Consider the following 25,221-nt stretch of genomic DNA (forward strand, 5'->3'; position numbering starts at 1 on the left):
TCTGCTCTGGTTTGTGTTCTTGAATTATTTATACGCCATCGGCGTGAGGGTACCCCGGGTTATTGGGGGGGCGGGGGGCCCCCTGGGGCCCCCCCCCCGGTTGGGTCAAGCCGCCCGCGCCGACCCCACCGACTCCGCCGAGTGCATCGGCCGGCCCGCGCCCAGGTCCGTCAGGATCGCCGCCGAGGCGCGGTGGCCCGAGTGGAGGGCGCCCTGGACGGTGCTGGTGTCGCGGTGGTCGCCGCAGACGTACAGGCCGGCCAGGAGGCGTACCGGGCGGCGCGGGTCGTGCGGTGGGCGCATCGCGGGGACCGCCTCGGGCGTGTGGTGCACGGCGAGGGTCTCCCAGCGGGTGGTCGGGGTGCCGTAGAGGCGGGACAGGTGGATGCGGACGGCGGTGTCCACGTCGGACGGGGGAGGGCCGAGGACCGTCGAGGAGACCAGGGCGCGTCCGGCCGGTGCCCTGGTCGGGTCCACGTGGCTGACCACCGCCGTGTGGGCGACCGGGCCGCCCCGGTCGGCGTCGAGCAGCAGGGACGCGCCGGTCGCCGGGGGTTCGTCGGTGGTGTGGTGCACCACCGTCACGGGATGGAAGTCCGGTACCCGCAGTCCCGGCAGCAGCGCGGCCGCCGCGCGGGCGTCCGTCGCCACCAGGACGGCACGGCAGCGGATGACCCCGTGCTCCGCGGTGGTCACGGCGTTGGTGGCGACCGAGGTGACCCGGACGCCGGTGTGCACGGTGCCCGGCGGCAGCGAGCGGGCCAGGTGCTCGGGCAGGGCCTCGGCGCCGCCCTCGGGCAGACCGAGCCGTCCGGCCGCGAAGGCGCGCAGCGCGAGGTCCGCGCACCGGCTGGAGGTGGTGAGGTCCGGGTCGCACAGCAGGGCGGCGAGCAGCGGACGCAGGAAGCCGTCCACCGTCCGGGCGGGCAGTCCGCGCGCGGCGAGGGCCTGGGCGGCGGGCAGCTCCGGGCGGGCCAGCAGCCGTTCCACCGGGGTGCTCGCGAGCCGCGACAGCGCGGCGCCGAGCCGGGCCTGGTCGACGGCGGTACCGAGCGGCGCGCCGGCCCGGACGCGGGGCGTCGGCGCGGGCCTGCCGTACGCCCCGGGAGGGCCGAGCGTGCGCCGGGGCGCGGGGATCGACCGGGGGGCGCTCGCGAGGGCGCGCACCGCGTGGAGTGCGCCCCTTGCGCCCCGTACACCCGCCGGGGCGCCCGCGCGGTGGTGCCGGCCCTCGCTGTGCAGCAGGACCCCGGGGGCGAAGGGCAGCAGCGCGAGGCCGTCGAGCCCGGGGGTGCGTCGCAGTTCGGGATACGCCGTGGACAGCAGCTGTCCGATTCTGTCGAGCCGGAATCCGTCGACCTTCTCGGTCGCCTGCCGGCCGCCCACCGCATGGGCGGCCTCCAGGACCGTGGTCGTCACTCCTGCGCTGGTCAGCCGATGCGCCGCGGCGAGTCCGGCGATCCCGGCCCCCACGACGACGACGTCCGCCTGGTACGCGGGCTCAAGCACGTGCCCCTCCTCGAGGTTGCGCGGCCGCTGGAGACGTGATGCCCCCAACCGGCTTGAGGGATACCCGAGTTCGAGACGAGGTTAGGACCAGAAACGGTCAGATGGAGTCGCGCAGGGGCAGGGCACGGTCGCACGGCGGTCGCACAGCGGCGCGGAGTGGTCGCATCCGCACTTCACAGCGCCGCCCGGATCGCCCCGTCGATCTCTGGGAACGCGAACCGGAACCCCGATTCCTGGAGGCGGGCCGGCAGGACCCGGGCGCTGCCCAGGACGTCGCCGGCCATCTCACCCAGCGCGGCGCGCAGCACCGGCGCGGGCACCGGGAAGGGCGTCGGGCGGTGCAGCACCCGCCCCATGGCCACGGTGATCTCACGGTTCGTCAGCGGCTGCGGGGCCGTCAGGTTGAACGGTCCTGACAGGTCCTCGTGGTCCAACAGGTGCCGGATCGCCGCCACCTCGTCGTGCAGCGCCACGAACGACCAGTACTGGGACCCGTCGCCCAGCCGTCCGCCGAGCCCGGCCTTGAACAGCGGGAAGAGCCGCCCCCAGGCCCCGCCGCCGCTCGCGACGACCAGACCCGTCCGGGTGAAGGCGGTCCGTACGCCCGCCTCCTGGGCGGGCGCCGCCGCGGCCTCCCACTCCACGCACAGGGCCGGCAGGAAGCCCTCACCGGCGGGCGCGCTCTCGTCCACGGCCCGGTCGCCCGTCTCCCCGTAGTAGCCGATCGCGCTGCCGTTCACGAAGACCCGCGGCGGCCGTTCCATCGCCGCGACGGCCTCCGCGAGCGCCGTCGTGCCGTGTACGCGGCTGCTGCGGATGCGTGTCTTGTACGCGTCGGTCCAGCGCCGGTCGCCCACCCCGGCGCCGGCCAGGTTGACCACGGCGTCGCAGCCCGCGAGCCCGGCCGCGTCCACCCGCCCGTTCTCCGGGTCCCAGCGGACCTCGTCCGCGCTCCGGGGCGCACGGCGTACCAGCCGCACCACCTCGTGTCCGTCCGCGGTCAGGGACCGCACCAGTGCGCTGCCGATGAGACCGGACGCGCCGGCCACCACGATGCGGGAACGTTCCAAGTCCATGTGCTCATCCTGCCGGGTGGGCCGGGAAAAGCGGCGGACCGGAGCCCGCGTCCGCGTCGTACAGTGACCGTCATGCCAGCCCCGCACATACGTCCCGCCAGGTCCGACGACGAGGAGCCGCTGCGCCGGCTCGACCGCGACACCTGGTCGCTCCTGCACGCCGTCTCACCCCCGCCGGGACCGGACGACCCCTTCTTCCGCCCGCACTCGGGCCCCGCCGACCACCTCGTCGCCGAACTCGACGGCGCCGTCGTCGGCTACGTCCGCCTCGGCTTCCCCACGGAACTGGCCGCCAACGCCCATGTCCGCCAGATCCGCGGCCTCGCCGTCGCCGGCACCGCCCGCGGGGGCGGCGTCGGCCGCGCGCTGGTCCGCGCCGCCGTCGAGGAGGCCCGCCGCCTCGGCGCCCGCCGCATCACCCTGCGCGTCCTCGGCCACAACACCGCCGCCCGGAAGCTCTACGAGTCCGAGGGCTTCGTCGTCGAGGGGGTGCAGCCCGAGGAGTTCTACCTCGGCGGCGCCTACGTCGACGACGTGACGATGGGCCGGTTCCTGACCGAGCGGGAGCCGTCGCCGGTCACGACGTGACCGGTTCGCCCGTGTCCACCGCCTCCGTAGCGTCCGCGGCACGCTCCGCGTCGGCGGCCACCTCGGCCGCGGTCAGCACGTAGCCGGTCCCGGCGTCGGAGGTGGAGCGGGCGAACACCACGCCGTACACCCGGCCGTCGGTGGTCAGCAGCGGTCCGCCCGAGTTGCCGGGGCGGACCGTGGAGCGGATCGAGTAGATCTCCCGGGTGACGTTCGCGTCGCTGTAGATGTTCTGGCCGGTCGCCCGCATCCGGTTCGCCACCGTCGCCGCCCGCAGGTCCAGGTCGCCGTCCTGCGGATAGCCCGCCACCACTGCGGGGTCCCCGCGCTCCGCGTCGTCGTCGAACCGCAGGACGGGCGCGGACAGGTCCGGGACGTACAGCACGGCCACGTCCTTGCCCGGGTCGAACAGCACCACGCGTGCCTCGTACGACGGGCCCACCCCGCCGATCCGCACGGTCGGGTCGTCGATGCCGGCCACCACGTGGGCGTTGGTCATCACCCGCTCCGGCGCGAACACGAAGCCGCTGCCCTCCCGGCCCTGGGTGCCGGTGACGCCCTCCACCTTCACCGTGCTGCGCTGGGCCGCCCGGGTCGCGGCCGCCGTCACGCTGTCCCCGGAGGGCTCGGCGACCTGCGCCGTCGCCTCGTTCTCGAACGGGTTGAAGACCTGCGGGAACCCGGCCTCGGTCAGCGCGGACGTCGCCCCCGAGAACCACGCCGGCGTGGTGTCCGGCATCGCCCGCTGTACGGCGCCCAGCAGCGTCGAGTCCCGGATCGCCGAGGTGAGCAGCGAGGACGAGGACGCCGCGAGCACGCTGGCCGCCACCCACGCCACGATCAGCGCCGCCACCGCGTTCGCCGCCGCCCCGCCGACCCCGTCGGCCACCCTGAGCGGGCCGGCGTCCAGCTCCCGGCGCAGCCGCAGCGCCAGCCGCCCCGCCAGCTCGTGCACCACGATCGCCGGCAGCAGCACCGTGACCACCGCGAGCACCGTCGCCGACGTCGAGCCCGGCGTCACGAGATCCGTGACCCAGGGCAGGATCCACACGCCGAGCGCCGCACCGCCCACGAAACCGGCCAGCGAGACACAGCCGGCCACCAGTCCGCGCCGGTATCCGGACGCGGCGTAGGCCAGCACCACCAGCACCAGCAGAACGTCGAGCAGGTCCACGCGAGCCGCCTTTCCACCACCGGACCCCGGGAACCCTCAGTACGTGCCGTACGGCCCCGATGATCAGACCGCGCCGCGCGACCGACCGGAACGGTCACCCGAGCGAGCATGTGCGATCTCGACCGACAACCGGAAAACGTCGTGGACCTGGACGATGGTTCCACCGGGTGGCACAGCACACATCGCGGGCGGACCCGATCCGCCGGACAGTGGGACCATGCGTCCCCTCCGACCGCGCGGGGCCCGGGAGCGGCGTGCCGTTCCCGCACCGGGTGCCGCCCGCGCCTCCACCCCCGGTGCGGCCGGGATGCCGCGTGCGCTGCGGGCGGTGCTCGGCGCGCTGCCCGGCCTGGCCGCCGTCGCCGCGCTGTTCCTCTGCGCCAACGGGGTCGAACAGGCGGCGGCCACACAGACCAGTCCGGTCGCCGCCGACCGGCACACGGCGCCCCGGCCGGCCATCGTGCCCCGGTCGGAATGGCTGGGCGGGGCCGCCCGCGAGCAGCCCGCCCCGCGCTACGACGACAAGATCCTCGCCGTCTTCGTCCACCACACGGACACGCCGAACGGCTACGACTGCGCCGACGTGCCGGCCATCCTGCGGGGCGTGTACATGGGCCAGACCGGCGCCCGGGACTGGGACGACATCGGCTACAACTTCATCGTCGACCGCTGCGGCACCGTCTACGAGGGCCGCGCCGGCGGCGCCGACCGCCCCGTCACCGGCGCCCACACCCAGGGCTTCAACCACCGCACCACCGGCATCGCCGCCCTCGGCACCTTCACCGCGGGCGTGCCCGTGCCGGACGCGCTGACCGACGCGATCGCCGCCGTGGCCGCCTGGAAGCTCGGCGAGACCGACACCGACCCGCGCGCGAAGGTCGCCCTGGTCTCCAGCAACGGGCTCAGCCGCTACGCCGCGGGCGCCACGGCGACCCTGCCCGCCGTCGCGGGCCACGACGACGGCTACCAGACCAGCTGCCCGGGCGCCGCCCTCTCCGACCGCCTCCCAGAAATCCGCCAGACCGCGGCCCATCTCCAGGGCCGCACGGGCTGACTCGCGGCGTGGCGGCTGGCGCGCGGCTGTGGCGGGCTGGCCCGGGGGTGGGCGGGCTGGCGCGAAGCTGTGCGGGCTGGCCCGTGGTTGCGGGGACTGACTTGCGACCACGCCGGCTGCCCCCTTCGGCTGCACCGGCAGGCCTCCGGCCGCGCGGGCGGGCCCCCCGGGGGCGGGCGGGCTGGCCCCCCGGTCCCGGGGGTGCGTCGGGCGCCGCCGGTGTGGTTGCGCGGGCTGACCCGCGGCTGCAACGTCCGGCCTCCGGCTGCGCGGGCGGCCCCGGCTGGGGCGGGCTGGCCCCCGGGTCGCGCGGGTGCGTCGGGCGCCGCCGGTGTGGTTGCGCGGGCTGACCCGCGGCCGCACGGGCTGGCCCCGGCTGCACCGGCCGGCCCCCGGCCGCGAGGGCTGGCCCCCGGGTCGCCCGGGCGCACCCCGCGCCGCCGGGTCACTCCGGGCCGAAGCGCTCCCACAGGCGGGGCAGGCGGGTTGCGAGGGCCTGGTTGTTTTCCAGGTTGATCGCGGTGCCCAGTGGCTCGGCGGGGGCGGGGGCGATGCCGAGGTCGGGGGCCACGGTGCCGGTGAGCTGCTCGTAGGCCTCGTCGGCCGCGTAGCCCAGCTCCTCCCCGTCGCCGTCCAGCTCCTCGTCGAAGTCTTCCAGCAGCTCGGCGAGCGAGTCGGGTTCGTGCACCGCGCCCTCGTACACCTCCCGGCCCTGGCCGATCAGCCAGCAGCGGAAGAAGTCGAACGCGTCGTCGCTGGCACCGCCCAGCAGCACCCACGCCGCGCCCCACAGGTCCCAGGTGCAGGCGCGGTTGTAACGGGCCTCGAAGTGGCGGGCGAAGTCGAGCACCAAGTCGGGGTCCATCGTGAGGAGCCGGTCCACCAGCAGGTCGGCCTGGTCCTCGGGATCGCCGTCGGCGCCCTGCCGGGCGGCGTCGATCAGCTCCCAGAACTCCGTCTCGTCCATCACGGGTCCAGCATCGGCCCTGTGGGGGTGCCACGCACGTGGAGTGCGGCGGATCGTTATGCGGGAATCACCGCGCGGGAACCGTCAGCCGCCGTCCTGCCCCGCACCGGCGTACAGCCCCGCGAGCCGCCGGGCGTCCCGGGCGAACCGGTCCCGCAGCCCTTCCGGCGCCAGCACCTCCACCTCCGCACCCAGTCCCGTCAGCTGGGTGTGCGCGACCTCCTCCGACTCCACCGGCAGCGTCACCGTCACCCACCCGTCCGCGTCCGGCCCCTCGGCCGCCGCCAGCGCCTCCCGCGCCGACAGCGCGTCCACGGCGTACCGGAGCCCGCGCACCCCCCGCTCCGACAGCCGCACCACGACCCGCGCCCGCAGGATCGACCGCGCGAACTGCTCGGCCCGCTCCGCCCAGAACGCCGGCAGGTCGAAGTCGTCGTCCCGCGCGAAACGCTCCTCACCCGGCTCCACCGCCGTGAACCGGTCGATCCGGTACACCCGGTACGGCCCGCCGTCCGCTTCCCGCGCGACCCGCGCGCACAGGTACCAGACCCCCGCCTTCAGCACGAGCCCGTACGGCTCCAGCTCCCGGACCACCTCGTCCCGCGCACGCCGGTAGCGCGCCGCGATCCGCCGGTCGTCCCAGACCGCGTCCGCGACCGCCGGCAGCAGCTCGGGCGTGCGGGGCTCCCGGAACCAGTTCGGCGCGTCCAGATGGAAGCGCTGCGCCGCCGTACGGGAGGCGTCCCGCAGCGACGGGAGCAGCGCCGCCGACACCTTCAGCCGGGCCGCCGAGGCCGCGTCCTCCAGGCCCATCTCGCGCAGCGCGCCCGGCACCCCGGACAGGAACAGCGCCTCGGCCTCGCCCCGGGCCAGCCCGGTCAGCCGCGTCCGGTAGCCGCCGATCAGCCGGTAGCCCCCGGCCCGCCCGCGCTCGGCGTACACCGGGACCCCGGCCTCCGACAGCGCCTGCGCGTCCCGCGTCACGGTCCGCTCGGAGACCTCCAGCTCCCGGGCCAGCTCGGCGGCGGTCATGGCCGGGCGGGACTGGAGGAGCAGCACCATCTTGATGAGGCGGGCAGCGCGCATCCCCACATCATGCAGGAGGCCCCCGCCGCGGCGGGGGCCTCCTCGGGTCATGCCCGGCCCTACAGGCCGTAGCGCTCGCGCGCCTCCTTCACGGCCGTCGCCTTGACCTCGCCGCGCCGGGCGAGCTGGGCCAGAGCCGCGACCACGATCGACTCGGCGTCGACACCGAAGTGCCGGCGGGCGGCGTCACGGGTGTCCGAGAGGCCGAAGCCGTCGGCACCGAGCGACGAGTAGTCCTGCTCGACCCACTGCGCGATCTGGTCCGGGACCTGGCGCATGTAGTCGGAGACCGCGAGGACCGGGCCCTCGGCGCCCTGGAGCGCCCGGCGGACGTACGGCACCCGCTCCTCGCCGCGCAGCAGCGCCGCGTCGGCGTCCATCGCGTCCCGGCGCAGCTCCGTCCAGGAGGTCGCGGACCACACGTCGGCGGCCACGCCCCACTCCTCGGTGAGCAGCCGCTGCGCCTTGAGCGCCCAGTGGATCGCCGTACCGGAGGACAGAAGCTGGAGCCGCGGGGCGTTCGCCGCCGGGGTCAGGCCCGCCGACTCCGCCGTGTTGAAGCGGTACAGGCCCTTGACGATGCCCTCGTCCACACCGGCGCCGGACGGCTTGGCCGGCTGCGGCATCGGCTCGTTGTAGACGGTCAGGTAGTAGAAGACGTTCGGGTCCTCGCCCGGGGCCGCCTCGCCGTACATCCGGCGCAGACCGTCCTTGACGATCGCCGCGACCTCGTACGCGAAGGCCGGGTCGTACGTCATCGCGGCCGGGTTGGTCGCCGCGATCGCCGGGGAGTGACCGTCCGCGTGCTGGAGACCCTCACCGGTCAGCGTGGTCCGGCCGGCCGTGGCGCCGACCAGGAAGCCGCGGCCGAGCTGGTCGCCGAGCTGCCACATCTGGTCGGCCGTGCGCTGCCAGCCGAACATCGAGTAGAAGATGTAGAACGGGATCATCGTCTCGCCGTGCGTCGCGTACGACGTCGACGCGGCGATGAAGTCGGCCATCGAACCGGCCTCGGTGATCCCCTCGTTGAGGATCTGGCCGTTCTTGGCCTCCTTGTAGTACATCAGCTGGTCGCGGTCGACCGGCTCGTACGTCTGGCCCTTGGGGGAGTAGATCCCGAGGGACGGGAAGAGGCTCTCCATGCCGAAGGTGCGCGCCTCGTCGGGGACGATCGGCACCCAGCGCTTGCCGGACTCCTTGTCGCGGACCAGGTCCTTGACCAGGCGGACGAAGGCCATCGTGGTGGCCACGCTCTGCGAGCCGGAACCCTTGTCGAAGGACGCGAACGCCTTCTCGGCGGGCGCGGGCAGCGGCGCGACCGGGTGCACGCGGCGGGCCGGGGCCGGACCGCCGAGGGCGGCGCGGCGCTCCTGGAGGTAGCGGACCTCGGGGGAGTCGGCGCCCGGGTGGCCGTAGGGGACCACGCCGTCGGTGAAGTCGCTGTCCTTGATCGGCAGGCCGAGCAGGTCGCGCATGTCCTTGAACTCGTCCACCGAGAGCTTCTTCATCTGGTGGTTGGCGTTCTTGGAGGCGAAGCCGGTGCCGAGGGTGTGGCCCTTGACCGTCTGGGCCAGGATCACGGTCGGCGCGCCCTTGTGGGCGAGCGCGGCCCGGTAGGCGGCGTAGACCTTGCGGGACTCGTGGCCGCCGCGCGAGTAGTGGAAACACTCGAGGATCTTGTCGTCGGACAGCAGCTTCGCCATCGCGGCGAGCTCCGGGTCCTTGCCGAAGAAGTCCTCGCGGATGTAGGCGGCGTCGCGCGTCTGGTACGTCTGCACCTGCGCGTCGGGTACCTCGCGCAGGCGGCGTACGAGCGCGCCGTTCGTGTCGAGCTGGAACAGCTCGTCCCACGCCGTGCCCCACAGGCTCTTGACGACGTTCCAGCCGGCGCCGCGGAACTGGGCCTCCAGCTCCTGCACGATCTTGAAGTTGGCGCGGACCGGACCGTCGAGGCGCTGCAGGTTGCAGTTGATGACGAAGGTCAGGTTGTCCAGGCCCTCGCGGGAGGCGAGGGTGAGCGCGGTGGTGGACTCCGGCTCGTCCATCTCGCCGTCGCCGAGGAACGCCCACACGTGGGAGTTGGTCAGGTCCTTGATGCCGCGGCTGGTCAGGTAGCGGTTGAACCGCGCCTGGTAGATCGCGGAGATCGGCCCGAGGCCCATGGAGACGGTGGGGAACTCCCACAGCCAGGGCAGGCGGCGCGGGTGCGGGTAGGACGGCAGTCCGTTGCCGCCGGACTCGCGCCGGAAGTTGTCGAGGTGGTCCTCGGTGAGCCGGCCGTCGAGGAAGGCACGGGCGTAGATGCCGGGGGAGGCGTGGCCCTGGATGTAGAGCTGGTCGCCGGAGCCGTCACCCTCCTTGCCCTTGAAGAAGTGGTTGAAGCCGGTCTCGTACAGCCAGGCCGCGGAGGCGAAGGTGGCGATGTGGCCGCCGACGCCGTGCTTGCTGCCGCGGGTCACCATGGCGGCCGCGTTCCAGCGGTTCCAGGCGGTGATCCGCTGCTCCAGGTCCTCGTCGCCGTCCACAGCGGGCTCGTCGGCGGTCGGGATGGAGTTGACGTAGTCCGTCTCCAGCAGCTTCGGCAGCGCCAGGCCGGCGCCCTCGGCGCGCTCCAGCGTGCGGCGCATCAAGTACGCGGCACGGTGCGGCCCGGCCGCCTTGGTGACGGCGTCCAGGGAGGCCTGCCACTCGGCGGTCTCCTCGGGGTCGCGGTCCGGGAGCTGGTCGAGCTCGCTCGGCTGGATGGCTTTGGGGTCGGTCATGTCGCCGCCTTCCTCAGTCGAAGGGGGTTCCCTCATCGGCAAGGGTTCGGGGTGCCCTAGGTCTTTGGCAGGACAGGGCGTGAGGCTTGGGTGGAAGCCCGTCGGTGACTGTAACTCGCTGATCGATGATCGATCAAAGGGTTGAGGGGCAAAACCTCTTGATTACGAGAAAGTCGGCACGGGGTGCCTTCGGCGATGGCACGGAGTGACGGTGCCCGTCGGGGGGTTTGTGCAGGTGAGGTGGGGTGGGCGCGGATGAGCTCGGGGGGTGCGGTGGGGTGGCGTCCGCGGGTGCGGCGTGGCTGATCGCGCAGTTCCCCGCGCCCCTTTCAGGTGGCGCCCGTCTTCAGGGGCGCGGGGAACTGCGCGAACGGGGGTCTGGGGGCGGAGCCCCCAGGGACGGGAAGGGTAGGGGCGGCGGGGGCGAAGACTAGGCGCGTGGGGCACAGCCGAGGACGTGGGCCTTGACGATCTCGGGGATCCGCGGATCCCGGCGACGGAACGCGGCGACCAGTTCCTCGTGTTCCTCCGCGTAGGACTGCTGCACCGTGCCCAGCCACCGTATCGACAGGGCCGTGAAGACCTCGATGCCCAGGCCTTCCCACGTGTGCAGCAGCACCGAGTTGCCCGCGGCGCGGACCAGCTCCCGGTGGAAGCCCACTGTGTGCCGCACCTGGCCCGTCCCGTCGGAGACCCGGTCCGCCTCGTACAGCGCGGCGACGTGCGGCTCCAGGGCCGAGCAGTCCAGGGCGAGCCGGTCCGCCGCCAGCTCGGCCGCGATGGCCTCCAGGCCGGCCCGGACGGGGTAGCTCTCCTCCAGGTCGGCGGCGGTCAGGTTCCGCACCCGCACGCCCTTGTTCGGCGCCGACTCGATCAGCCGCAGCGACTCCAGCTCCCGCAGGGCCTCCCGCACCGGCGTCTGGCTGACCTCCAGCTCGGTGGCGATCCGGCGCTCCACGATCCGCTCGCCCGGCTGCCAGCGTCCGCTGATGATCCCTTCCAGGATGTGCTCGCGGATCTGTTCGCGCAGCGAGTGGACGACGGGCGCGGTCATGAGAGCTCCTTCGGGAGGGGCCCCTTCGGCCCCCTGGGGCGTTTGACGTTGAGTAACAATACGGCCGTCGCGGCGGGCGGGAAGGGCGCACGGGGGCGCTTTGGCGCAGGTGAGACGAGACTTACACAGCGTGCCCTCGCCGAAACGTGACGGTGCCCCCGTCCGGAGAACTCCGGGCGGGGGCACCGTACAGGCCCACTGGCGAGGGACTACAGGCCGAGCTCGACCTCGAACTCGCCGGCCTCCAGGATCGCCTTGACCGCCGTCAGGTAGCGGGCGGCGTCGGCGCCGTCCACCAGGCGGTGGTCGTAGGACAGGGTCAGGTACGTCATGTCGCGGACGCCGATGACCGTGCCCTCCTCCGTCTCGATGACGGCCGGACGCTTGACCGTGGCACCGATGCCGAGGATCGCGACCTGGCCCGGCGGCACGATGATCGTGTCGAACAGCGCGCCGCGCGAACCGGTGTTGCTGATGGTGAAGGTCGCACCGGCCAGCTCGTCCGGGCTGATCTTGCTGGCCCGCACCTTGCCCGCCAGGTCGGCGGTCGCCTTGGCGATGCCGGCCAGGTTGAGGTCACCGGCGTTCTTGATGACCGGGGTCATCAGGCCCTTCTCGGAGTCCACCGCGATACCGATGTTCTCGGTGTCGAAGTAGGTGATGGTCCCCTCGGCCTCGTTGATCTTGGCGTTGATCGGCGCGTGCGCCTTCAGCGCCTGGGCGGCAGCCCGGACGAAGAACGGCATCGGCGAGAGCTTGACGCCCTCACGGGCCGCGAACGCGTCCTTGGCCCGGCCGCGCAGCTTCATCAGGCGGGTGACGTCGACCTCGACGACCGACGACAGCTGGGCCTGCTCGTGCAGCGCCTTGACCATGTTGTCGCCGATGACCTTGCGGATGCGGGGCATCTTGACGGTCTGGCCGCGCAGCGGGGAGGCCTCCAGGGTGGGGGCCTTCTTCGCGGCGGTGGCCGGGGCGGCAGCGGCAGCGGCAGGCGCCGGAGCGGCGGCCTTCGCGGCCTCGGCGGCGGCGATGACGTCCTGCTTGCGGATGCGGCCGCCGACGCCGGTGCCCTTGACGGTGGACAGGTCGACGCCGTTCTCGGCGGCGAGCTTGCGCACCAGCGGGGTCACGTAGGCGCCGTCGTCCGCCGGCTGGGCGGCGGACGGAGCGGCCGGGGCGGCAGCAGGAGCCGGGGCGGCCGGCTGCGGGGCGGGAGCCGGGGGCGCCTGCGGGGCCGGAGCGGCCGGAGCCGGGGCGGCCTGCGCGGGAGCCGGAGCCGGGGTGGGCTCGGGCTTGGCGGGGGCCTCCTGAGCGGGAGCCTCCTGGGCCGGGGCGGCGGCCGGAGCGGCACCCGCCTCGCCGATGACGGCGAGCTTGGCGCCGACCTCGGCGGTCTCGTCCTCGCCGACCACGATCTCCAGCAGGGTGCCGGACGCGGGGGCGGGGATCTCGGTGTCGACCTTGTCGGTGGACACCTCGAGCAGCGGCTCGTCGGCCTCGACGCTGTCGCCGACCGACTTCAGCCAGCGGGTGACGGTGCCCTCGGTGACGGACTCGCCGAGCGCGGGCAGGACGACGTCCGTGCCCTCGGCGGCGCCGCCACCGGACTGCTCGGCGCTCGGCGCGGGCGCCGGGGCGGCCTGCTCGGTGGACGGGGCGGCAGCGGCGGGCTCGGGGGCGGGCTCGGCGGCCTGCTCGGCCTGCGGCGCCTGCTCGGCGGCCGGGGCGCCGGTGCCGTCGTCGATCAGCGCCAGCTCGGCGCCGACCTCGACGGTCTCGTCCTCGGCGACCTTGATGGAGGACAGCACGCCCGACGCGGGCGCCGGGATCTCGGTGTCGACCTTGTCGGTCGAGACCTCGAGCAACGGCTCGTCGGCCTCGACGCGCTCACCCTCGGCCTTCAGCCAACGGGTGACGGTGCCCTCGGTGACGCTCTCGCCGAGCGCCGGAAGGGTTACGGAAACCGCCATGGTTTCGGTTGCTCCTTACGAATTGCGGAAGTCTGTGTCGTCGCGCCCAATGACCGAGGGGGTCAGTCGTGGGAGTGCAGCGGCTTGCCGGCCAGCGCCAGGTGCGCCTCGCCCATCGCCTCGTTCTGCGTCGGGTGGGCGTGGACGAGCTGGGCCACCTCGGCCGGCAGCGCCTCCCAGTTGTAGATCAGCTGAGCCTCGCCGACCTGCTCGCCCATACGGTCGCCGACCATGTGGACGCCGACCACGGCACCATCCTTGACCTGCACGAGCTTGATCTCGCCCGCGGTCTTGAGGATCCTGCTCTTGCCGTTGCCGGCCAGGTTGTACTTCAGGGCGACGACCTTGTCCGCGCCGTAGATCTCCTTGGCCTTGGCCTCGGTGATGCCCACGGAGGCGACCTCCGGGTGGCAGTACGTCACCCGCGGCACGCCGTCGTAGTCGACCGGGACGGTCTTCAGGCCGGCGAGCCGCTCCGCCACCAGCATGCCCTCGGCGAAGCCGACGTGCGCGAGCTGGAGGGTGGGAGCGAGGTCACCGACGGCGGAGACGGTCGGGACGTTGGTCCGCATGTACTCGTCGACGAGGACGAAGCCGCGGTCCATGGCGACCCCGGCCTCCTCGTAGCCCAGGCCCTGGGAGACCGGGCCGCGGCCGATGGCGACGAGCAGGACCTCGGCCTCGAACTCCTTGCCGTCGGCGAGGGTGACCTTGACGCCGTCCTGGGTGTACTCGGCCTTCTCGAAGAAGGTGCCCAGGTTGAACTTGATGCCGCGCTTGCGGAAGGCGCGCTCCAGCAGCTTGGAGCTGTTCTCGTCCTCGACCGGGACGAGGTGCTTGAGGCCCTCGATGATCGTGACGTCGGAGCCGAAGGACTTCCACGCGGAGGCGAACTCGACGCCGATGACGCCGCCGCCCAGCACGATCGCGGACTTCGGCACGCGGTCGAGCTTGAGGGCGTGGTCGGACGAGATGATCCGGTCGCCGTCGATGTCCAGGCCGGGCAGCGACTTCGGCACGGAGCCGGTCGCCAGCAGCACGTGCCGGCCCTGGACCCGCTGACCGTTCACGTCCACGGAGGTCGGCGAGGAGAGCCGGCCCTCGCCCTCGATGTAGGTCACCTTGCGCGAGGCGATCAGACCCTGCAGGCCCTTGTACAGGCCCGAGATCACGTCGTCCTTGTACTTGTGGACGGCCGCCATGTCGATGCCCTCGAAGGTGGCCTTCACACCGAACTGCTCGCTCTCGCGGGCCTGGTCGGCGATCTCGCCCGCGTGCAGCAGGGCCTTCGTAGGAATGCAGCCGTTGTGCAGGCAGGTACCGCCGACCTTGCCCTTCTCGATCAGGGCGACGTCCAGGCCCAGCTGCGCCCCGCGCAGGGCCGCGGCGTAACCACCGCTGCCACCGCCGAGGATCACTAGGTCGAAAACGGTGCTGGCGTCGTTCGCCACGTCACGTCCTCCATGCATGTGCGCCACGCCGGTCTCCAGTGACCGGTCGGCGGCTGGTGTCCGGCCGCTCATTGTTCTCGGCCCTTGGGTGGGCCCTGTCCTGCCGGGCTCCATCTTCGCACTTGTGAGAGGCGAACGAGACGTGGGGCCGGGGTGTGAGACGCCCCACGTTCTGCGCGGCCGAGAGAAGAGCGACGCCGCCAGGGGCGCGGGGAACTGCGCGACGAGCCACGACGGACCCGCAGCCGCAAGATCACCCCGCACCCCCCGGGCTCTCACGCGAACGTCAGCCGAGATCGCCGGACGCGGTCAACTCGGCCACGCGGACCAGCGTCCGCACCGCCGTCCCCGTGCCACCCTTCGGCGTGTACCCGAAGGGACCGCTCTCGTTGAACGCCGGACCCGCGATGTCCAGGTGCGCCCACACGATGCCCTCGCCCACGAACTCGCGCAGGAAGAGGCCGGCCACCAGACCGCCGCCCATCCGCTCACCCATGTTCGCGATGTCCGCGGTCGCCGAGTCCATCCCCTTGCGCAGGTGCTCCGGCAGCGGCATCGGCCAGGCCGGCTCGCCGACCTCCTCCGCCGCCTCGTGCACCGCGGCGCGGAACGCGTCGTCGTTCGCCATGACCCCGTACGTCCGGCTGCCCAGCGCCAGCATCATCGCGCCGGTCAGCGTCGCCACGTCGATGATCGCGTCCGGCTTCTCCTGCGAGGCCGCCCACAGCGCGTCCGCGAGCACGAGCCGCCCCTCGGCGTCGGTGTTGAGCACCTCCACCGTCTTGCCGCTGTACATCCGCAGCACGTCACCCGGGCGCGTCGCCGAGCCCGAGGGCATGTTCTCGGCCAGCGCCAGCCAGCCGGTCACGTTGACCTCCAGGCCCAGGCGCGCGGCGGCGACGACGGCGGCGAACACGGCGGCGGCACCGGCCATGTCGCACTTCATCGTCTCGTTGTGCCCGGCCGGCTTCAGCGAGATGCCGCCCGAGTCGTAGGTGATGCCCTTGCCGACGAACGCCAGGGACTTCGTCGCCTTGGACGACGTGTACGACAGCTTCACCAGCCGCGGACCCGCCGCCGACCCGGCACCGACGCCCAGGATGCCGCCGTAGCCGCCCTTGGTCAGCGCCTTCTCGTCGAGCACCTGCACCTTGATGCCGTGCTCCTTGGCCGCGGCCTGCGCGACCGCCGCGAACGCCTCCGGGTCGAGGTCGTTCGGCGGGGTGTTGACCAGGTCGCGGGCGCGGTTCAGCTCCTCGGCGACGGCCGCGGCACGCTCGATCGCCGCCTTGTACGCCTTGTCGCGGGGCTTGCCGCCGAGCAGCGTGGCCTCCGCCAGCGGGACCTTGCCGTTCTTGGCCTTGGCCGCGCCCTTCTCCTTGTAGGCGTCGAAGGAGTACGCGCCGAGCAGCACACCCTCACCGACGGCGCCGGCGTCGGCGGCCTCGGTGAGCGGGAGGGCGAAGGCGGCCTTCTTGGCGCCGGCCAGGGTGCGGGCGGCGACACCGGCCGCCCTGCGCAGCGCCTCGGCGTCGAAGGCGGCGTCCTTCTCGGGCTGGGCGCCGAGACCCACCGCCACCACGAGGGGTGCCTTGAAGCCGGACGGAGCGGGCAGCTTCGTCACCTCACCCTCGGCGCCGGAGGCACCGAGGGTCTCCAGGACGCCGGCGAGCCGGCCGTCGTACGCCTTGTCCACGGCCTCGGCGCCGGGTGCGACGACCAGCCCCGCGGACCTGGATGCCGTGTCCTTGGCGACACCGATCACGATCGCGTCGGCCCGGAGGCCGGGCGCCGCTGCGGTGCTGAGAGTGAGAGCAGTCACGGTGGTGAATTCTCGCTTCCGTATGAAGTCTGGTGTGGCCGAATGCGGGTGGGTCGACCGGGCCCGACATCCGACCCTGGATCCCTCCTGCGACGCGGTCCTCGCCCGGGCGGGCGAACACCCGGGACGAGCCTACGCTCGCGCCCGCGCGCGTCCGCTCCCGCGGGGCCGCGGTTTCCCGCCGGGTACCCGGGATGAGAGATCATTCCTGGGGTACGCCACCGCGCCACCCCACACCCTGGAGCACCCCCGTGAGACGCCCGGTCCTGTCGATAGCCCTCCTCCTGCTGCTCGCGGGCTGCACCTCGTCTCCCGTTGACGGCGGGGGCGGCGCGGACGGTGGGGACGCCGCGGACCACTGGCGGCCGCGGCCCGGCACCGCCTGGCAGTGGCAGCTCAGCGGGAAGCTCGACACCTCCGTGGACGTGCCGGTCTACGACATCGACGGCTTCGACCACACGAAGGCCACGGTCGCCGGTCTGCACGACGACGGCCGCAAGGTCATCTGCTACCTCTCCACCGGCGCCTGGGAGGACTTCCGGCCCGACGCGGCGAAGTTCCCCAAGTCCGTGCTGGGCAAGGGCAACGGGTGGGAGGGCGAGCGGTGGCTGGACATCCGCGCGACGGACGTCCTGGAGCCGCTGATGGCCGAACGCCTCGACATGTGCCGGGAGAAGGGCTTCGACGCCGTCGAGCCGGACAACATGGACGGCTACCGGAACGAGACCGGCTTCCCCCTCACCGCGGACGACCAGCTCCGCTACAACCGGCTGATCGCCGAACTCGCCCACGAACGCGGGATGGCCGTCGGGCTCAAGAACGACCTCGACCAGATCCCCGAACTGGTCGACGACTTCGACTTCGCGGTCAACGAGCAGTGCGCGCAGTACGACGAGTGCGGTGAAAACCAGCCGTTCATCGAGGCGGACAAGGCGGTCTTCCACGTCGAGTACGAGCTGCCCACCGAGCGGTTCTGCGCCGAGTCCCGGGAGATGCGGCTCAGTTCGATGCTGAAGAAGTACGAGCTGGGGGTGTGGCGGGAGGCCTGCTGACGCCGGTGGGGTGCCTCCTCGCCCCTGCTCCGGGTTCAGCCGAGGACCGAGACCACCAGTGCCGTGGTGGCCGCCGTCTCCGCGACGCCGCCGAAGACGTCACCCGTGACGCCGCCGAAGCGGCGGACGCAGTGCCGCAGGAGCAGTTCGGCCGCGGCCACGGCGCACAGTACGGCGAGGGCCGTGCGTACGACGTCGTACGGCCCCAGGAGCGCGCCCGCGCCCGCGGCCGCCAGGGTGACGGCGGCGGCCGCACCCAGCGCCGGGGCGATCGGGACCACCCCCGCGACCGCCGCGCCCAGGCCCTCCGGGCGGGCGGCGGGTACGCCCGCGCGGGCGGCCAGCGTGAGCGCCAGCCGGGCGGCGGTCGCCGAGACCACGGCGGCGAGCGCGCCCCGGGTCCAGGAGCCGTCGTAGGCCTGCGCCAGCGCGGCGACCTGGGCGAGGAGCGTGAACAGCAGGGCGAGTACGCCGAATGGCCCGATGTCCGACTGCTTCATGATCCGCAGGGCGTCCTCGGCGGGCTTGCCGCTGCCCAGTCCGTCCGCGGTGTCGGCCAGGCCGTCCAGGTGCAGTCCCCGCGTGAGTACGGCGGGTACGGCGGCGGTGGCGACGGCGGCGAGGAGGCTGCCGGCGCCCAGGAACAGCAGCAGGAGCCCGGTGCCGGCGGCCGCGGCGCCGACGGCCAGCCCGGCCAGCGGCGCGCACAGCATTCCGGCGCGTGCCGCCTCCCTGTCCCAGCGGGTCACCTTGACCGGGAACACGGTGAGGGTGCCGAAGGCGAAGCGGAGGCCGTCGGGGGAGGGGGTCCTGGACACCGGCGCAGAGTACCCGGAGGTGGTTGGCAGGGTGTTGACGAGGGGCGGGGATAAAGTGCGCATATGGGAGATTGGTGGCAGCGGAACATCGTGGAACCCGGCAAGCTGCCGCTGCTGCTCGCCCTGGGGTCCTTCGTGCTGACGTTCGTGATCACCCGGGTCATCACTCGTCTGATCCGGGCGGGGAAGGGGCCGTTCGGGAACGTCCAGGCGGGCGGGGTGCACATCCACCACGTGGTGCCGGGGGTCCTGCTGACCGTCATCGGGGGGTTCGGGGCGGTGGCGGGTGGACGGCACGGGTTCGGGTCCGCCCTCGCGGCCGTGGTCTTCGGCATCGGGGCGGGGCTGGTCCTGGACGAGTTCGCGCTGATCCTGCATCTCGACGACGTGTACTGGACCGAGGCGGGGCGCCAGAGCGTGGAGGTCGTGGTGCTCACGGCGGCCCTGGTGGGGCTGGTCCTCGCCGGGTTCACGCCGTTCGGGGTCGACGGGGTGGACCAGGACGAGTTCCAGGGCCGCGCGAGCGTCGTCACGACCGTCGCGGGGAACTTCCTGTTCTCGTTGCTCGCCCTCGCCAAGGGCAAGACACGGCTCGCGGTCTTCGGGGTGATCGTGCCCGTCATCGCGCTGATCGGCGCGGTCCGGCTGGCCCGGCCGGGATCGCCCTGGGCCCGCCGCTTCTACGCCGGCCGCCCGCGCGCCCGCGCTCGCGCCCGCCTGCGGGCCTACCACCACGACCGCCGCTGGTCCGGCCCCCGCCGCGCCCTCCAGGACTGGATCGGCGGCCGCCCGGACCCTGACCACTGACGCCTGCGGCGGCCTGCGCGGGTGGGGTGGGGGTGCGCGTAGCGCTTCGGGTTCGGTGGTGGGTCGGGGTCGCGCCGGGGGGTGTCCGTCCTCGGAACGGCGCGGAATCGGTCGGCCACAGAAGTGAACTGTGTTGACGCGCCAACCGCTGCGGGCGGACACCCCCCGACACGACCCCTTCTCGCCGTACGCGGCTATCCGGCCGTCCCCCTAGCTGCGGTAGTCGCTTCCGCCCCAGCTGCGGGCAGTCGTGCCGCTGGGGCGGCACGGGTGGGCGCAGCGGCACCCGGGCAGCGCCGGGTCGCGTCACCCACCCCCCCCCCGGCCCACACCCACGCCGGGTGCCACGTGAACGCCGGGTCGTGTCACCTACCCCCGCGCTTCACTCGGCGGCGATGATGGCCTTGTCGGCGGGCGACTCTTCCGGCAGCTCCGCGGCCAGTGCCGCCGCGGCCTGGACCAGGGGCAGGGCCAGGAGACCCCCCGTGCCCTCACCCACCGTCACACCCTGGGACAGCAGCGGCTCCAGGGCCATCCGGTCCAGCGCCTTCGCCTGGCCCGGCTCGCCGCTGTCGTGCGACGCCAGCCACCAGTCCGGCGCCCGGAAGGCGACCCGCTGTCCGACCAGCGCGCACGCGGCCGACACGACGCCGTCCAGGATCACCGGCATCTTCCGCACCGCGGCCTGGAGCAGGAAGCCCGTCATGGCGGTGAGGTCCGCGCCGCCCACCGTGGCGAGAAGCTGCAACTGGTCGCCCAGTACCGGCCGGGCGCGGCGCAACGCGTCCCGGATCACCGCGCACTTCCGCATCCAGGCCAGGTCGTCGATGGGCAGCCCGCCCCGCCCGGTGACGACCGACGCGTCGGTCCCGCACAGCGCCGCGACCAGCACGCCCGCCGCCGTCGTCCCGCCCACGCTCACATCGCCGAGCACCACCAGGTCCGTGCCCGAGTCGGCCTCCTCGTCGGCCACCGCCATCCCGGCCCGGAAGGCGGCCTCCGCCTCCTCCGGGGTCAGCGCGTCCTCGATGTCGATGCGCCCGCCGCCCCGCCGTACCCGGTGACCGGAGACCTCGGCCGGCAGCGTCTCGGGGTCGCAGTCCAGCGACATGTCGACGACGCGGACCGGTACACCGAGCCGCCGGGCGAGCACCGACACCGGCCGGCCGCCCTCCAGTACCTCGCGCACCAACTCGCCCGCACCGCCCGCGGGCCGCGCCGAGACGCCCAGTTCGGCGATCCGGTGGTCGCCGGCGAAGAGCACGGCCCGGGGCCGTTCGACGGGCCGCACCGGCACGGCGGACTGCGCCGCGGCCAGCCACTCGCCCAGTTCGTCCAGGCGGCCCAGCGCTCCGGGCGGCACGACCTGACGCTCCCGGCGCGCCTCCGCGTCGCGACGTACGCCGCCGTCCGGGCGCTCGATCAGGTCGGTGAAGTCGTCGAGATTCAGCGAGCTCATTCGCCGAACAGTACCGGCCCCGGTCGAACACCAAGGAGGGCCCGTGGGCAGCGCGCCCGGGCGGCGTCGTTGCACCCCGGAACGCGATCACCTACGTAACGTTTTGCCTGGATTGTCGTTCGCACTCGTCTCGGGAGCCGCCCATGTCCGCACCCCCCGCCCCCTCGGTGCCTCCCGTCCCCCGCTACGGGCCGTCCCGCGCGGACTGCCCCTGGTGCGGCTCGCGTCGGCTGCGGGCGCGGACGCGACGCGAGGAGCCGCGGCAGGGCGAACCCGGCCGGTCCGTTCTCGAACGGTGTGCGGACTGCCGGCACGGGTTCAGGAATCCGCCTGTCCCGGCGGAGACCGGGCACCCGGCGCTCCGGGCCGGGATCCGGCTGAGACACGCGCTCGCCGCCCGCGCGATGCTCCGCCACTGCCCCGAGCCCGAGAGCTGGCTGGACGTCGGCACCGGCGACGCCGACTTCCCGCACACCGCCCGCGCGTACTTCCCGTACACCTCGTTCGACGGCCTGGACGCCACCCACCGCGTGCTGCGGGCCCGTGCGGTGGAGCGGGTCGAGGAGGCGTTCGTGGGACGGCTGACGGACCCGCACATCGCGTCCCGGCTGCGTGCCCGCTACGACGTCGTGAGCCTCTTCCAGCACCTGGAGAGCGTCCCCGACCCGCGGGCCGAACTGCGGGCGGCGGTGCGGGTGCTGCGGCCGGGTGGTCACCTGCTCGTCGGTGTGGCGGATCCGCGCCGGGTCCTTCCCGCGCATCCCGTGGGCCTGGCCGCCGAGTTGGTGGCCCAGGGCTGCACTGTGCTCGGCGGCGCCCGCGGGCAACGGGTCGTCGCGCGCCGGGACGGGTCAGCCGCGTAGCACCAGGGCCTGGCCCGCCACCACCAGCAGCACCTGCTCGCACTCGTTCGCGAACGCCGCGTTCAGCCGCCCGAGTTCGTCCCGGTAGCGGCGGCCGGACGCGGTGGCCGGGACGATGCCCGAGCCCACCTCGTTCGACACCGCGACGACCGTGCGCCGGGTGGCGCGGACCGCCGCCGTCAGCTCCCGTACCCGGTCCCTGAGGGCCCGTTCGCCCCCGCCGGCCCACTCCGCGTCGTCCCACGCGCCGACCGCGTCCATCGCGTCCGTCAGCCACAGCGACAGGCAGTCGACCAGGAGCGGCGGGCCGTCGTCCTTCAGCAGTGGGACGAGGTCGCAGGTCTCCGCGGTACGCCACGAACCAGGGCGCCGTTCCCGGTGGGCGCAGACCCGGGCCGCCCACTCGGTGTCGCCGTTGCGGGAGCCGCCGGTGGCCACGTAGAGCACGTCGGGGAAGGACTCCAGGCGGCGTTCGGCCTCCACCGACTTGCCCGACCGGGCGCCGCCCAGGACGAGGGTGCGCCGGGGTACGTCGGGCACGTCCTCGTAGGCGCCCACCGTCAGGGTCGTGCCGTCGGGCACGGCCCTCGCCCCGGCCGCCGCGAGCCGCCGCGCCAGTTCCGGGCCGGGCGGCACGTCGTGGTCCAGGTGGACGGCGACGACGTCCGTCGTCGGGCCCGCCGCGCCGACCGCCCGCAGCTTCGCCAGCGCGTCCGGCCGCCCCACCACGTCCGCGATGATCAGGTCGTACGGCTCCGCGGGTTCCTCCAGACCGGCCGGGGCGCCGCCCGGCGGCACGTAGAGGAGCCGCCCGCCGTCCGGCCCTGTCACTGCGTAACCGGTGCCCGGCGCGTCCAGCGCCACCGCCCGCACCCGGTGCCCGGTCAGCAGCGCCAGCTCCCGCCCGTCCGGCACCCGCCCCGGCTGCGGCAGCCCGGCCGGCACCTCCACCGCGGGCCCGTCGTGCGGATGGGAGAGCAGCACCTGCCGTACGCCGGTCAGGGAGCGCCCGGCGCGGGCCGCGGCGAACGCGGCGCCCGGCGTCAGGTCGAGCAGCAGCGCACCGTCGACCAGCAATGCGGTCGCCGCGCGCGCCTGCTCGCCCTGCGCCGCGGCACAGGCCGCGCAGGGACAGTCGGGGCGGGGGAGTCCCGCGGGGGCACCGGTGCCGAGCAGAGTCACGTCCACGCACCCGATTTTCGCCGGTCGCCCGGCGACGTGCGCGCCCGAGGCCCCCCAAGGAGCACGCACCGCCTTGTACGGCGTACCCCGCTCAGCGCATAGGCTGCGGTCGGAGGCCGGACCAAGATCCGGCTTCCGCTCTGCATGTGCTCACATCTTGGAGGCGTACATGGCGGCATGGACGTGGCGGTTCGAGACGGCCGACGGGACGGAGGTCCAGCCCGCGGTGCAGCCCGAGGAGTTCACCACGCAAGGGGACGCCGAGTCCTGGATCGGGGAGTACTGGCAGCAGCTCAAGGAGGGCGGCGCGGACCAGGTGCGGCTCTTCGAGGACGCCACCGAGATCTACGGCCCGATGAGCCTGCACGCCGAGGGCGCCGAGGGCGCCGAGGACGCCGAGGCGTCGGAGAGCTCGGAGGCGTAGGCACGGGGAGCGGGCGGGGGCGGCCGCGTCCCCGTCACTGCTCGCCCAGCGTCACCTCGGCGGTGCGCTCGTCGCCGTCCCGGGTGTAGGTCACCTTCGTCCGGTCGCCCGGCGCCATCGACGCCAGGGCCTCGGCCAGGGAGGTGATGGTGGTGATGCCGGTGTCCCCGACCTTGACGATGACGTCGCCGGGACGCATTCCCGCGTCGTCCGCGGGGCCGCCGTCGCTCACCTCGACGACGGCCACGCCCGCGGGACGGTAGTCGTCGTCGACGACCGTACGGGCGGTGATGCCCAGCGCCGCCCGGCCCGAGTCGGTGACCCGGCCGTCCTCGACGATCTGGTCGGCGACCGTCCGCACCATCGACGCCGGGATCGCGAACCCGATGCCCGGTGCCGCGCTGTCGCCCATGCCCGGGTCGGTCGCCGCCAGCGTCGGGATGCCGATGACCTGACCGTCGAGGTTCACCAGGGCGCCACCGCTGTTGCCCGGGTTGATGGCCGCGGACGTCTGCACCATGTTGGCGATGGTCGCACCGGTACCGCCACCGCTGCGGCCCTCGGTGACCGTCCGTCCGGTCGCCGACACGATGCCCTGCGTCACGCTGGAGGACAGGCCGAGCGGCGAGCCCATCGCCAGCACGATCTGCCCGACCGCGACCTTCGTGGAGTCACCGAAACGGGCCGCCTTCAGCCCGTCCGGCAGCCGGTCCAGCTTGATGACCGCCAGGTCCTGCTCGGGGTACGAGGAGACGAGCCGTGCGGCCAGGGCGCCCTCGCTGCGGGCCGTCGTCACCCGGAAGGACTCGCGGTCCCCGACGACGTGCGCGTTGGTCACGACGTGCCCCTTGTCGTCGTACACGACCCCCGACCCCAGGGAGTCGCCCGCCTGGATCTGCACGACCGACGGCAGTACGTCCTTGATCACCCGCTCGTAGTCGGCCTGGAGGTCGTTGGCCGCGTGCGGCGCGGCGGCCTGCGCCGTGTCGCCCTCCCGTGCGCCGTCGGAGCCCCGGCCGGATCCGGAGCAGCCGGTCACCAGCAGCAGGGCGCAGGCCGACGCGGCGACGGGACCGAGCCGACGTGGCACACGGGTACGGAAAGCGTCCATGCCCCGAGTCTCACCGCGCACCCCGGCGGCGGCTTCCGGTGAACACCCGAACGGGGGCGCCGGACGGGTGCCGCTCAGGCTCTAGGGGGTGTCGTTTGGATCTTGCCGGGGTCGCGGGGTCTGGCACGCACATCTGCGGCGTTGTCGTCGGTTGCCAGGGCTCCGCCCTGTCGCCCTCCTCCGCCTTGCAGCTGCACGCACCAGACCCCGCTCGGGTTGATGACAAGGCACCGTTGCCTGGAGCCGGCCTGATCCAAACGACACCCCCTAGCCGCGCACCCCGCACAGATGCAGCAGCGCCGCGATCCCGCGGTACGGGTCCGTCCGGCCGGCCCGTTCCTCGGCGGCCAGCAGGGGTTCGAGGTCGGCCGGGGGAGCGGTCTCGTCGGTCGCCGTGTCCGTGAAGATCCGGACGCCGTACCAGACGTGCAGCGGGGCGCCGATGCTCGCGAGCTTCGCCGTCAGCGTCGCCAGCCGGTCCGCACGCACATCGAGGCCGAGGCGGTTCCGGTAGTTCGTGGTGTCGAAGGCGGTCAGCGCGCCGGCCCAGTCGCCGTGCAGTCCCGGGCGCATGGCGAGCGCGTCGCCGTTGCGCACCAGGAGCGACAGCAGGCCGCCCGGCGCGAGCATCCGGGCCAGCCCCGCGAGCAGCGGATCGGGTTCCTCGACGTACATCAGCACGCCGTGGCAGAGCACCACGTCGAAGCTGCCGGGCAGGAAGTGCACGCCGGTGTCCCGGCCGTCGCCCTCGACGATCCGCATCCGCTCCCGGATGCCCTCCGGCTGCCCGGCCAGCGCGTCCCGCGCCGCGGCGATCATCGTGGCGTCCCGCTCCACGCCCGTCACCTGGTGCCCGGCCCGCGCCAGCCGCAGCGCCTGAGTGCCCTGGCCCATGCCGACGTCGAGCACCCGCAGGCGCCTGCCCACGGCGAAACGGCCGGCTATCTGCTCGTCCAGCTGTCGCGCCACCATCTCCTGCCGTACGACAT

The 25,221-nt window shown here is 73.7% G+C and carries 21 protein-coding genes; 6 read left to right on the top strand and 15 right to left on the bottom strand.

Annotated features, from left to right (window positions below):
• Nucleotides 1-105 precede the first annotated feature (105 nt).
• Nucleotides 106-1,509 carry an NAD(P)/FAD-dependent oxidoreductase gene (locus tag ACFC1X_RS38735; RefSeq protein ID WP_376363781.1) on the bottom strand — a complete coding sequence of 468 codons (1,404 nt, stop codon included), beginning with the start codon at nucleotides 1,507-1,509 and terminating at the stop codon, nucleotides 106-108.
• A 173-nt stretch (nucleotides 1,510-1,682) separates the two neighbouring features.
• The gene (locus tag ACFC1X_RS38740) at nucleotides 1,683-2,585 is read right to left on the bottom strand and encodes a TIGR01777 family oxidoreductase (protein WP_376363784.1); all 903 of its coding nucleotides are present in this window, start codon (nucleotides 2,583-2,585) and stop codon (nucleotides 1,683-1,685) included.
• A gap of 72 nt (nucleotides 2,586-2,657) precedes the next feature.
• Here ACFC1X_RS38740 and ACFC1X_RS38745 point away from each other — a divergent pair, with 72 nt between their 5' ends.
• Nucleotides 2,658-3,173, top strand: coding sequence for a GNAT family N-acetyltransferase (locus ACFC1X_RS38745; RefSeq protein ID WP_376363787.1), 516 nt, complete (start codon nucleotides 2,658-2,660; stop codon nucleotides 3,171-3,173).
• On the opposite strand, the gene ACFC1X_RS38750 is transcribed toward ACFC1X_RS38745, so the two are convergent.
• Entirely contained in the window at nucleotides 3,163-4,347 is a 1,185-nt protein-coding gene (locus ACFC1X_RS38750) for a MarP family serine protease (RefSeq protein WP_376363790.1), read from the bottom strand. The two genes, ACFC1X_RS38745 and ACFC1X_RS38750, sit on opposite strands and share 11 nt — an antisense overlap.
• Before the next feature lie 217 nt (nucleotides 4,348-4,564).
• Between ACFC1X_RS38750 and ACFC1X_RS38755 the strand changes: the two genes are divergently transcribed.
• Complete coding sequence (locus tag ACFC1X_RS38755; RefSeq protein WP_376363792.1) at nucleotides 4,565-5,401, top strand: peptidoglycan recognition protein; 837 nt, start codon at nucleotides 4,565-4,567, stop codon at nucleotides 5,399-5,401.
• A 445-nt stretch (nucleotides 5,402-5,846) separates the two neighbouring features.
• Here ACFC1X_RS38755 and ACFC1X_RS38760 read toward each other — a convergent pair whose 3' ends face one another.
• The 7 genes from ACFC1X_RS38760 to ACFC1X_RS38790 all read right to left on the bottom strand — a co-directional run bounded on the left by ACFC1X_RS38760 (nucleotide 5,847) and on the right by ACFC1X_RS38790 (nucleotide 16,516).
• The gene (locus tag ACFC1X_RS38760; RefSeq protein ID WP_376363857.1) at nucleotides 5,847-6,368 is read right to left on the bottom strand and encodes a DUF4240 domain-containing protein; all 522 of its coding nucleotides are present in this window, start codon (nucleotides 6,366-6,368) and stop codon (nucleotides 5,847-5,849) included.
• A gap of 84 nt (nucleotides 6,369-6,452) precedes the next feature.
• Nucleotides 6,453-7,454, bottom strand: a complete 1,002-nt coding sequence (locus ACFC1X_RS38765) for a helix-turn-helix transcriptional regulator (protein WP_376363795.1) — start codon at nucleotides 7,452-7,454, stop codon at nucleotides 6,453-6,455.
• A gap of 59 nt (nucleotides 7,455-7,513) precedes the next feature.
• Nucleotides 7,514-10,216 carry a pyruvate dehydrogenase (acetyl-transferring), homodimeric type gene (gene aceE, locus ACFC1X_RS38770; protein WP_376363798.1) on the bottom strand — a complete coding sequence of 901 codons (2,703 nt, stop codon included), beginning with the start codon at nucleotides 10,214-10,216 and terminating at the stop codon, nucleotides 7,514-7,516.
• Nucleotides 10,217-10,646: 430 nt separating this feature from the next.
• A complete protein-coding gene (locus ACFC1X_RS38775; RefSeq protein ID WP_234953874.1) occupies nucleotides 10,647-11,270 on the bottom strand; it encodes a GntR family transcriptional regulator in 624 nt (207 codons plus the stop codon).
• 209 nt (nucleotides 11,271-11,479) lie between these two features.
• Nucleotides 11,480-13,243 carry a 2-oxoglutarate dehydrogenase, E2 component, dihydrolipoamide succinyltransferase gene (gene sucB, locus ACFC1X_RS38780; RefSeq protein WP_376363801.1) on the bottom strand — a complete coding sequence of 588 codons (1,764 nt, stop codon included), beginning with the start codon at nucleotides 13,241-13,243 and terminating at the stop codon, nucleotides 11,480-11,482.
• Nucleotides 13,244-13,305: 62 nt separating this feature from the next.
• Complete coding sequence (gene lpdA / locus ACFC1X_RS38785) at nucleotides 13,306-14,694, bottom strand: dihydrolipoyl dehydrogenase (RefSeq protein WP_376363804.1); 1,389 nt, start codon at nucleotides 14,692-14,694, stop codon at nucleotides 13,306-13,308.
• Nucleotides 14,695-14,980: 286 nt separating this feature from the next.
• A complete protein-coding gene (locus ACFC1X_RS38790) occupies nucleotides 14,981-16,516 on the bottom strand; it encodes a leucyl aminopeptidase (protein WP_376363807.1) in 1,536 nt (511 codons plus the stop codon).
• A 251-nt stretch (nucleotides 16,517-16,767) separates the two neighbouring features.
• Between ACFC1X_RS38790 and ACFC1X_RS38795 the strand changes: the two genes are divergently transcribed.
• Nucleotides 16,768-17,568: an endo alpha-1,4 polygalactosaminidase gene (locus ACFC1X_RS38795; RefSeq protein WP_376363810.1), complete on the top strand. Its 801-nt coding sequence runs from the start codon at nucleotides 16,768-16,770 to the stop codon at nucleotides 17,566-17,568.
• A gap of 35 nt (nucleotides 17,569-17,603) precedes the next feature.
• On the opposite strand, the gene ACFC1X_RS38800 is transcribed toward ACFC1X_RS38795, so the two are convergent.
• Nucleotides 17,604-18,386, bottom strand: coding sequence for an adenosylcobinamide-GDP ribazoletransferase (locus ACFC1X_RS38800; RefSeq protein ID WP_376363813.1), 783 nt, complete (start codon nucleotides 18,384-18,386; stop codon nucleotides 17,604-17,606).
• A 63-nt stretch (nucleotides 18,387-18,449) separates the two neighbouring features.
• Between ACFC1X_RS38800 and ACFC1X_RS38805 the strand changes: the two genes are divergently transcribed.
• Nucleotides 18,450-19,193 carry a hypothetical protein gene (locus ACFC1X_RS38805; protein WP_376363816.1) on the top strand — a complete coding sequence of 248 codons (744 nt, stop codon included), beginning with the start codon at nucleotides 18,450-18,452 and terminating at the stop codon, nucleotides 19,191-19,193.
• A 382-nt stretch (nucleotides 19,194-19,575) separates the two neighbouring features.
• On the opposite strand, the gene cobT is transcribed toward ACFC1X_RS38805, so the two are convergent.
• Entirely contained in the window at nucleotides 19,576-20,652 is a 1,077-nt protein-coding gene (gene cobT, locus ACFC1X_RS38810; protein WP_376363819.1) for a nicotinate-nucleotide--dimethylbenzimidazole phosphoribosyltransferase, read from the bottom strand.
• A gap of 143 nt (nucleotides 20,653-20,795) precedes the next feature.
• On the opposite strand from cobT, the gene ACFC1X_RS38815 reads away from it, so the two are divergent.
• Nucleotides 20,796-21,515 carry a class I SAM-dependent methyltransferase gene (locus ACFC1X_RS38815; RefSeq protein WP_376363822.1) on the top strand — a complete coding sequence of 240 codons (720 nt, stop codon included), beginning with the start codon at nucleotides 20,796-20,798 and terminating at the stop codon, nucleotides 21,513-21,515.
• On the opposite strand, the gene ACFC1X_RS38820 is transcribed toward ACFC1X_RS38815, so the two are convergent.
• Complete coding sequence (locus ACFC1X_RS38820) at nucleotides 21,504-22,703, bottom strand: bifunctional adenosylcobinamide kinase/adenosylcobinamide-phosphate guanylyltransferase (protein ID WP_376363824.1); 1,200 nt, start codon at nucleotides 22,701-22,703, stop codon at nucleotides 21,504-21,506. The two genes, ACFC1X_RS38815 and ACFC1X_RS38820, sit on opposite strands and share 12 nt — an antisense overlap.
• A gap of 163 nt (nucleotides 22,704-22,866) precedes the next feature.
• On the opposite strand from ACFC1X_RS38820, the gene ACFC1X_RS38825 reads away from it, so the two are divergent.
• Entirely contained in the window at nucleotides 22,867-23,121 is a 255-nt protein-coding gene (locus ACFC1X_RS38825) for a hypothetical protein (protein ID WP_376363827.1), read from the top strand.
• A gap of 34 nt (nucleotides 23,122-23,155) precedes the next feature.
• Here the strand turns inward: ACFC1X_RS38825 and ACFC1X_RS38830 are convergent, their stop codons facing one another.
• Together ACFC1X_RS38830 and ACFC1X_RS38835 are read right to left on the bottom strand one after the other, a co-directional pair.
• The gene (locus tag ACFC1X_RS38830; RefSeq protein WP_376363830.1) at nucleotides 23,156-24,232 is read right to left on the bottom strand and encodes a S1C family serine protease; all 1,077 of its coding nucleotides are present in this window, start codon (nucleotides 24,230-24,232) and stop codon (nucleotides 23,156-23,158) included.
• 267 nt (nucleotides 24,233-24,499) lie between these two features.
• Nucleotides 24,500-25,201 (bottom strand): class I SAM-dependent methyltransferase, encoded by a 702-nt coding sequence (locus tag ACFC1X_RS38835; protein WP_376363860.1) that lies wholly within the window; start codon nucleotides 25,199-25,201, stop codon nucleotides 24,500-24,502.
• Nucleotides 25,202-25,221: the final 20 nt, after the last annotated feature.

It is taken from the genome of Streptomyces sp. NPDC056128, from assembly GCF_042263835.1.
Classification (GTDB): Bacteria; Actinomycetota; Actinomycetes; order Streptomycetales; family Streptomycetaceae; genus Streptomyces.

Bases quoted from the DNA above. Each gene is read 5' to 3' on its own strand.
- ACFC1X_RS38740 (WP_376363784.1), bottom strand. From the start codon at position 2,585: ATGGACTTGGAACGTTCCCGCATCGTGGTGGCCGGCGCGTCCGGTCTC.
- ACFC1X_RS38745 (WP_376363787.1), top strand. From the start codon at position 2,658: ATGCCAGCCCCGCACATACGTCCCGCCAGGTCCGACGACGAGGAGCCG.
- ACFC1X_RS38755 (WP_376363792.1), top strand. From the start codon at position 4,565: ATGCGTCCCCTCCGACCGCGCGGGGCCCGGGAGCGGCGTGCCGTTCCC.
- ACFC1X_RS38760 (WP_376363857.1), bottom strand. From the start codon at position 6,368: ATGGACGAGACGGAGTTCTGGGAGCTGATCGACGCCGCCCGGCAGGGC.
- ACFC1X_RS38765 (WP_376363795.1), bottom strand. From the start codon at position 7,454: ATGCGCGCTGCCCGCCTCATCAAGATGGTGCTGCTCCTCCAGTCCCGC.
- aceE (WP_376363798.1), bottom strand. From the start codon at position 10,216: ATGACCGACCCCAAAGCCATCCAGCCGAGCGAGCTCGACCAGCTCCCG.
- ACFC1X_RS38775 (WP_234953874.1), bottom strand. From the start codon at position 11,270: ATGACCGCGCCCGTCGTCCACTCGCTGCGCGAACAGATCCGCGAGCAC.
- sucB (WP_376363801.1), bottom strand. From the start codon at position 13,243: ATGGCGGTTTCCGTAACCCTTCCGGCGCTCGGCGAGAGCGTCACCGAG.
- ACFC1X_RS38805 (WP_376363816.1), top strand. From the start codon at position 18,450: ATGGGAGATTGGTGGCAGCGGAACATCGTGGAACCCGGCAAGCTGCCG.
- cobT (WP_376363819.1), bottom strand. From the start codon at position 20,652: ATGAGCTCGCTGAATCTCGACGACTTCACCGACCTGATCGAGCGCCCG.
- ACFC1X_RS38815 (WP_376363822.1), top strand. From the start codon at position 20,796: ATGTCCGCACCCCCCGCCCCCTCGGTGCCTCCCGTCCCCCGCTACGGG.
- ACFC1X_RS38825 (WP_376363827.1), top strand. From the start codon at position 22,867: ATGGCGGCATGGACGTGGCGGTTCGAGACGGCCGACGGGACGGAGGTC.
- ACFC1X_RS38830 (WP_376363830.1), bottom strand. From the start codon at position 24,232: ATGGACGCTTTCCGTACCCGTGTGCCACGTCGGCTCGGTCCCGTCGCC.